The 6127-nt window shown below is 63.1% G+C and carries 6 protein-coding genes and 1 pseudogene; 4 read left to right on the top strand and 3 right to left on the bottom strand.

The genetic code is table 11. The features are described from left to right. Positions 1 to 406: pseudogene (locus ACE039_RS22255) on the bottom strand (amino acid deaminase); the annotation flags it as partial. A 176-nt stretch (positions 407 to 582) separates the two neighbouring features. Between ACE039_RS22255 and ACE039_RS22250 the strand changes: the two are divergent. The 4 genes from ACE039_RS22250 to ACE039_RS22235 all read left to right on the top strand — a co-directional run bounded on the left by ACE039_RS22250 (position 583) and on the right by ACE039_RS22235 (position 4673). Continuing rightward, complete coding sequence (locus ACE039_RS22250; protein ID WP_485823343.1) at positions 583 to 1374, top strand: deaminated glutathione amidase; 792 nt, start codon at positions 583 to 585, stop codon at positions 1372 to 1374. A gap of 90 nt (positions 1375 to 1464) precedes the next feature. Continuing rightward, positions 1465 to 2805, top strand: coding sequence for a replication-associated recombination protein A (locus tag ACE039_RS22245; protein ID WP_313459105.1), 1341 nt, complete (start codon positions 1465 to 1467; stop codon positions 2803 to 2805). Positions 2806 to 2847: 42 nt separating this feature from the next. Further along, entirely contained in the window at positions 2848 to 4194 is a 1347-nt protein-coding gene (serS, locus tag ACE039_RS22240; RefSeq protein WP_485823342.1) for a serine--tRNA ligase, read from the top strand. 230 nt (positions 4195 to 4424) lie between these two features. Continuing rightward, positions 4425 to 4673 (top strand): hypothetical protein, encoded by a 249-nt coding sequence (locus ACE039_RS22235; RefSeq protein ID WP_169270565.1) that lies wholly within the window; start codon positions 4425 to 4427, stop codon positions 4671 to 4673. A 299-nt stretch (positions 4674 to 4972) separates the two neighbouring features. Here the strand turns inward: ACE039_RS22235 and ACE039_RS22230 are convergent, their stop codons facing one another. Together ACE039_RS22230 and ACE039_RS22225 are read right to left on the bottom strand one after the other, a co-directional pair. Beyond that, positions 4973 to 5317 (bottom strand): virulence factor, encoded by a 345-nt coding sequence (locus ACE039_RS22230; RefSeq protein ID WP_485823341.1) that lies wholly within the window; start codon positions 5315 to 5317, stop codon positions 4973 to 4975. Between the two features lie 290 nt (positions 5318 to 5607). After that, a complete protein-coding gene (locus ACE039_RS22225) occupies positions 5608 to 6105 on the bottom strand; it encodes a hypothetical protein (protein ID WP_448711034.1) in 498 nt (165 codons plus the stop codon). Positions 6106 to 6127: the final 22 nt, after the last annotated feature.

Raw genomic sequence — 6127 nt, 5'->3', positions numbered from 1 at the left:
CTTGCAGCAGGCGGGCGATGATGGCCATGTTGGCGCGGCCAACCAGTTGGTTGGCCATCAGCACGCGGCGGATGCCGTGCTGGTACGCGGCCAGCACCTGCGGCGCGGTCGCCAGCGTGATGCCCCAGGCGCCGTTGTCGATCTGGCGCTTGAACAGGGCAGGGCTCATCGTGGTCTTGCCGTGCGGCGCCAGCTTGACGTGGTAGGCCTCCATGAACTGCTGCATCCACTGCAGGTTGTGGCGGACGCGGGCCTCGTACAGCACCGCCACCGGCAGGCTGACGTCTTCGTCCAGCAGGTTCCAGTTCAGGGCCGCCACGTCGGCGGTGGTACAGGACTCGGGGAACGCGCCCAGGCCTTTGCCGTTCACGTCCAACAAGGCTGCGGGGGAGGAGGAGTTCGTCATGGCGGGCGTCGGTTATGGAAAATATTTACGTCAAAGTCTGTTTTTTTCATTATCGTGAAAGAAATTTACAAGCGGGAGCTAGGAGTTACCCGTAGTCGGCACGTCGGCCCAGTTGGCGCGACAATAGGAAATGCCGGGCAAAAGCCGGAAAAAACCGATCCGCACAAGGAAAAGCCATGCTGAAAGTCGCTTTGGGCCAGTTCGCGGTCAGCCGCGTCTGGGAAGAGAACGCCCAAGTCTGCGTCGACCTGATGGAGCGCGCCCGCGCGGGCGGAGCCGATCTGCTGGTGCTGCCCGAAGGCATCCTGGCTCGCGACATCACCGATCCGCAGATCGTGTTGAAGGCCGCGCAACCGCTCGATGGTCCGTTCATGACCCGTTTGCTTGCGGCAAGCCGCGGTTCGTCCCTGTCGACCATGATGTGCGTGCACATCCCCACCGGCGAAGGGCGGGTCTGGAACACGCTTGTCACGCTGCGTGACGGCGAAATCGTGTCGCAATACCGCAAGCTGCACCTGTACGACGCTTTCAACATGAAAGAGTCCACCAATGTCACGCCCGGCACTGAAATCCCGCCCTTGCTTGAAATCGGCGGCCTGCGCGTGGGCCTGATGACCTGCTACGACGTGCGCTTTCCCGAAATGGCGCGCCGCCTGGCGCTGGACGGCGCGGACCTGCTGGTGTTGCCGGCCGCCTGGGTACGTGGCCCGCTGAAGGAAATGCACTGGGAAGTCCTCGTCACGGCGCGCGCCCTGGAGAACACCTGCTATGTGGTGGCTACCGGCGAATGCGGCGAACGCAATATCGGTTGCAGCATGGTGGTGGACCCCCTGGGCGTGGTGACGGCGCGCGCGGGCGAGGCGCCGGCGCTGGTGTTCGCGGACATCGACCCCGAGCGCCTGGCGCATGCCCGCCGCGTGCTGCCGGTGTTGGCCAACCGCCGCTTCGCGCCGCCGGAATTGTCCTGAACGGCCGCGGGCCGCGGGGCGGGGCCCGCGGCGGCGGTCATGGTGTAATACCCACTTGAACTTCTTGCTGTCTTCCCTCATCTGCTGCCAATGAGCAACGATCTCTTCGCGGCCGATCCCGCCCATCGGCCTTACGTGCCCCTGGCCGAGCGCCTGCGCCCGCGCACGTTGTCCGACGTCGTCGGGCAATCGCACCTGCTGGGCCCCGATAAGCCCCTGCGTGTCGCTTTCGAATCCGGCCGTCCGCACTCCATGATCTTCTGGGGGCCGCCGGGCGTGGGCAAGACCACGCTGGCGCGCCTGATGGCCGACGGTTTCGACGCCCAATTCATCGCCATTTCGGCCGTGCTGGGCGGCGTCAAGGACATCCGCGAGGCCGTCACGGTGGCGCAAGTGGCGCAAGGCCAGGGCCGCCGCACCATCCTCTTCGTCGACGAGGTGCACCGCTTCAACAAGGCGCAGCAGGACGCCTTTTTGCCCTACGTGGAAAGCGGGCTGTTCACTTTTATCGGCGCCACCACCGAGAACCCCTCGTTCGAGGTCAACTCGGCCTTGCTGTCGCGGGCGCGGGTGTACGTGCTGCAATCGCTTTCGCCCGAAGAACTGCAGCAGCTGGTGGACCGTGCGGTCGCTGCGTTGAACGATGGGCTGGAAGAGGGCGAGGCCATCCGTGTGGAGGCCGACGCGCGCGAACAACTGGCGGCCTGGGCCGACGGCGACGCCCGCCGCCTTATCAGCGCGGTGGAAGTCGTGGCCGAATCGGCGCAGTCGGCGGGCCGCGATTCGGTGGACGCCGCCTGGCTGGAGATCTCGCTGTCGCAGAACCTGCGGCGCTTCGACAAAGGCGGCGACGCCTTCTACGACCAGATCAGCGCGCTGCATAAATCGGTGCGCGGGTCCAACCCGGACGCCGCCCTCTACTGGTTCTGCCGCATGATCGACGGCGGCGCCGATCCCAAATACCTGTCGCGCCGGCTGGTGCGCATGGCGGTCGAAGATATCGGCCTGGCCGATCCGCGCGCCACCGACCTGGCGGTCACCGGCGCCGACATCTATGAACGCCTGGGTTCGCCCGAGGGCGAGCTGGCGCTGGCGCAAGCCGTGGTCTACATGGCCTGCGCGGCCAAATCCAACGCCGTCTACAACGCCTACAATCAAGCACGCCAGTTTGCGGCGGAGCACGGCAGCGCGCCGGTGCCCATCCATCTGCGCAACGCGCCCACCAAGCTGATGAAGCAACTGGGGCACGGCAAAGCCTACCGCTATGCCCACGACGAGCCGCATGGCTACGCCGCGGGCGAACAATATTTCCCTGATGGACTGAAGCCTTCCTTCTATCGGCCGACCGATCGCGGCCTGGAGGCTAAAATCCAGCAAAAGTTGGCATTCCTGCGTGAGCTGGACGCGCAGGAACGCGCCAAGAACCGGTGATGGGCCACGCCCTTCGCCTTCCGCAACCTCACTGACATCACCATGCTAGACCCGATACTGCTGCGTAAAGACCTGCAAACCGTCGTAGACCGCCTCAAGAGCCGTGGCGTGTCCTTCGACACGGAACGGTTCAACGATCTGGAGTCTCGCCGCAAGGCCGTCCAGACCGAAACCGAGTCCCTGCAAGCCCGCCGCAACGCGCTGGCCAAGCAGATCGGTCAGTTGAAGGCGAAGGGCGAAGACGCCAGCGCCGTCATGGCCGAATCGCAGGCCGTGCCGGTCCGCCTGAAGCAACTGGAAGAAGAGCTGGCTGCCTTGCAGGCTCCGCTCAATGACCTGCTGATGTCGGTGCCGAACCTGCCCCACGCCAGCGTGCCGCAGGGCGAGTCCTCCGACGACAACGTCGAGGTCCGCCGCTGGCTGCCGGGCGCCGCTGGCGCCGACGGCAATCCGCCGGCCCTGGCGTTCGACGCGCGCGACCACGTCGCCATCGGCGAACCGTTGGGCCTGGATTTCGACATGGCGGCCAAGCTGTCGGGTGCGCGCTTTTCGTTCATGCGCGGCCCGATCGCCCGCCTGCACCGTGCGCTGTCCCAGTTCATGCTGGACCTGCAAACGGGCATGCACGGCTACACCGAGTGCTACACGCCCTATATCGTCAACGCCTCGACCCTTTACGGAACCGGGCAGTTGCCGAAATTCAAGGACGACATGTTCGCGGTCTCCAAGGGCGGCGGCGATGACGACCCCAAGGTGGACGCCGCGGGCAATCCGTACGTGCGGGAAGACCAATACCTGATCTCCACGTCGGAAATCACGCTGACCAGCGTGGCGCGCGACACCATCCAGTCCGCCGCCGACCTGCCGCTCAAGCTCACCGCCCACACGCCGTGCTTCCGTTCCGAAGCCGGCAGCGGCGGCCGCGATACCCGCGGCATGATCCGTCAACACCAGTTCGACAAGGTCGAAATGGTGCAGATCACGCAGCCGGACCAGTCTTACGAGGCATTGGAAGACATGGTCGGCCATGCCGAGCGCGTGCTGCAATTGCTGGGCCTGCCGTATCGCGTCATGCTGTTGTGCACGGGCGACATGGGTTTTGGCGCCGCCAAGACCTACGACCTGGAAGTGTGGTTGCCGGCGCAAAACACCTGGCGCGAGATTTCGTCGGTGTCCAACTGCGAAACATTCCAGGCCCGCCGCATGCAAGCGCGTTTCCGCAATGCACAAGGTAAACCGGAATTCGTGCATACCTTGAACGGTTCGGGCCTGGCGGTCGGCCGTGCATTGGTGGCCGTGCTGGAAAATCATCAGCAAGCCGACGGCAGCGTGCATGTTCCGGAAGCTTTGCAGCCTTACATGGGCGGCTTGACGGTACTGAAACCCTGACGCGTATCGCGCCTATCCTCCAAATGGAGGATAAAAAGACGGAGCCTTCGGGCTCCGTTTTTTTTTATCATGCGACATATTCCTGTCGCTTTCCCTGATTATGCTCACTCGCGTGTGTGCTTGATTTTGATGTGAGCAATTGTGTATTTTTAATAAAAGGGCCGGATAGTTACGGCACAATACACCCGCGTTCTACATGCTTCATTCACATATAAAACAAGGAGTTGTCCATGACTTCAAGAATGATTGGAGATTTTCGTGTGAGATGCTCTGTCGCTCATGAAGAAGAGCAGGGCTACCGCGTGCAGATATGGACACGCCGAGTCGGCGGTACCGCACCGGAAAAATGCTGGACAGTGCCCGGACAGGCGCCGTTCTCGGACTTGCACGAAGCAGAACAGGAAAGCCGCCAACTGTTCCAAGAAATCAATGGCGTGCGTTTCAACGGTGAACCGGAGTTTGCTCATGCGTCCGCATAATGGTTGGTGGCGGGCGTCAAGCGCGCCCCGCAGATGGATTGATCTTGTTCAGGAATCGTCGCAAGAGGCCAACAAGGCCAATGTGGCAGTGCAGAAGCCGGCCGTCCTGGTTGGCAAACCGGTACAGGCTCCCGCAGCCTGACTGGGTTCCAGCGAGGGCACCGGACAATGCCCTGACGGAACGGCATCATGGCCCCAGGCCTCGGATGCTTCGTCTGTTTTCTCCCCAGGGAGTCCTTGTTATGTTGGGACCGCCGGGCGACAAAAAAGGCCACTCATTCGAGTGGCCTTTGCCTTTTTCAACGGCGCCAATCGCCGCGGTCGTGCCCATGTCCGTGTCCATGTCCACGGTAATGGCCGTTGCCGCCGTAGTAACGCTGCGGCGGGCCGCCGCGCCAGTAGGGGCCGCCGCGATAATAGACCGGGGCGGGGTATACCACCGGCGGGGCGACATAGACCGGAGCCGGACGGTAATAGACGGGCGGTGGCGGGGCCACATAGACCGGAGCGGGTGCGACATACACCGGCGCCGGAAAGACCACCCCGGGGATGCCGATGGAAATGCCCACATCCACACGGGCCAGTGCGACGCTGGAGATCAGCAGACCCGCGGCACCAACACTTGCGATAAGCCATTTTTTCATGTTGCACCTGCCTGCTGCATGACGCAGCAAAGTTGAGTATTCGACGGCCCTATTTTCGGGCTTTCCGGCACGCTTTTCGTAAGCGAGCCTCCCTCAATAGCGACAATCCGCAACTGCTGCCCTGTATGAATCCGGGCAGGTGCTGCACTGCGGCGTGGTGCGTCCGCCCTGGTAAACCTGCACTTGAAATGGATTGAAATCAAGTGGAATGAGATGAAGTCCGGGTAGCGAGTTACACGCCGTCACCAACCCGGCATGGCCCGCCGGGCGCAGGCGGAGGGTCGCCGCGCTTATTCGACCTGCTGGCGCCGGAATTCCACGACCCAGACCCACGGATTCGCCGCCCAGGCATGCGAACCGTAGCGTTCACACCACGTCAGCGCGAACGCCGTTTGAAGCGGCACGCCCGGCAGCAACGCCGATGGCTCATACAGCGCTTGCGTGCCCTCGGCGCGCGCGTCGGCTTCGGTCAGGTTTTGCAAACGCTGTATGCGCACGCCCACGATTACCGCGCTGGCGAACGGCTGGCCGGCTTCATCCGTCAATATGATGCTCTCGCCGGATTTTCCGTAGGGACACCGCACCCAGCTGGACGTTTTGCGCAACTCGGCGGGATTATCTCGGTTGGGACCCATGGCCACCCACCTGCCGGAGTCTTCGGCATCGGCGTACCAGACGGTCGTGGGTTTAGTCGGCTGCGGCTTCAAAATGCGGCGGCTCTGCACTTTGGAGCCGTCCAACACGGCCTGTTTAAGCGGTTCGCTGAATTGAAGTGGCTGCCTTTTCATGCGCTCGCTATTCTCCTATCGA

It is taken from the genome of Achromobacter maghribensis (genome assembly GCF_057334215.1).
This window is presented reverse-complemented; position numbering and strand designations above follow the sequence as displayed.

What these genes read in the sequence shown, in the direction of transcription:
- ACE039_RS22250 (WP_485823343.1), top strand. Translation starts at nt 583, where the DNA reads ATGCTGAAAGTCGCTTTGGGCCAGTTCGCGGTCAGCCGCGTCTGGGAA.
- ACE039_RS22245 (WP_313459105.1), top strand. Translation starts at nt 1,465, where the DNA reads ATGAGCAACGATCTCTTCGCGGCCGATCCCGCCCATCGGCCTTACGTG.
- serS (WP_485823342.1), top strand. Translation starts at nt 2,848, where the DNA reads ATGCTAGACCCGATACTGCTGCGTAAAGACCTGCAAACCGTCGTAGAC.
- ACE039_RS22235 (WP_169270565.1), top strand. Translation starts at nt 4,425, where the DNA reads ATGACTTCAAGAATGATTGGAGATTTTCGTGTGAGATGCTCTGTCGCT.
- ACE039_RS22230 (WP_485823341.1), bottom strand. Translation starts at nt 5,317, where the DNA reads ATGAAAAAATGGCTTATCGCAAGTGTTGGTGCCGCGGGTCTGCTGATC.
- ACE039_RS22225 (WP_448711034.1), bottom strand. Translation starts at nt 6,105, where the DNA reads ATGAAAAGGCAGCCACTTCAATTCAGCGAACCGCTTAAACAGGCCGTG.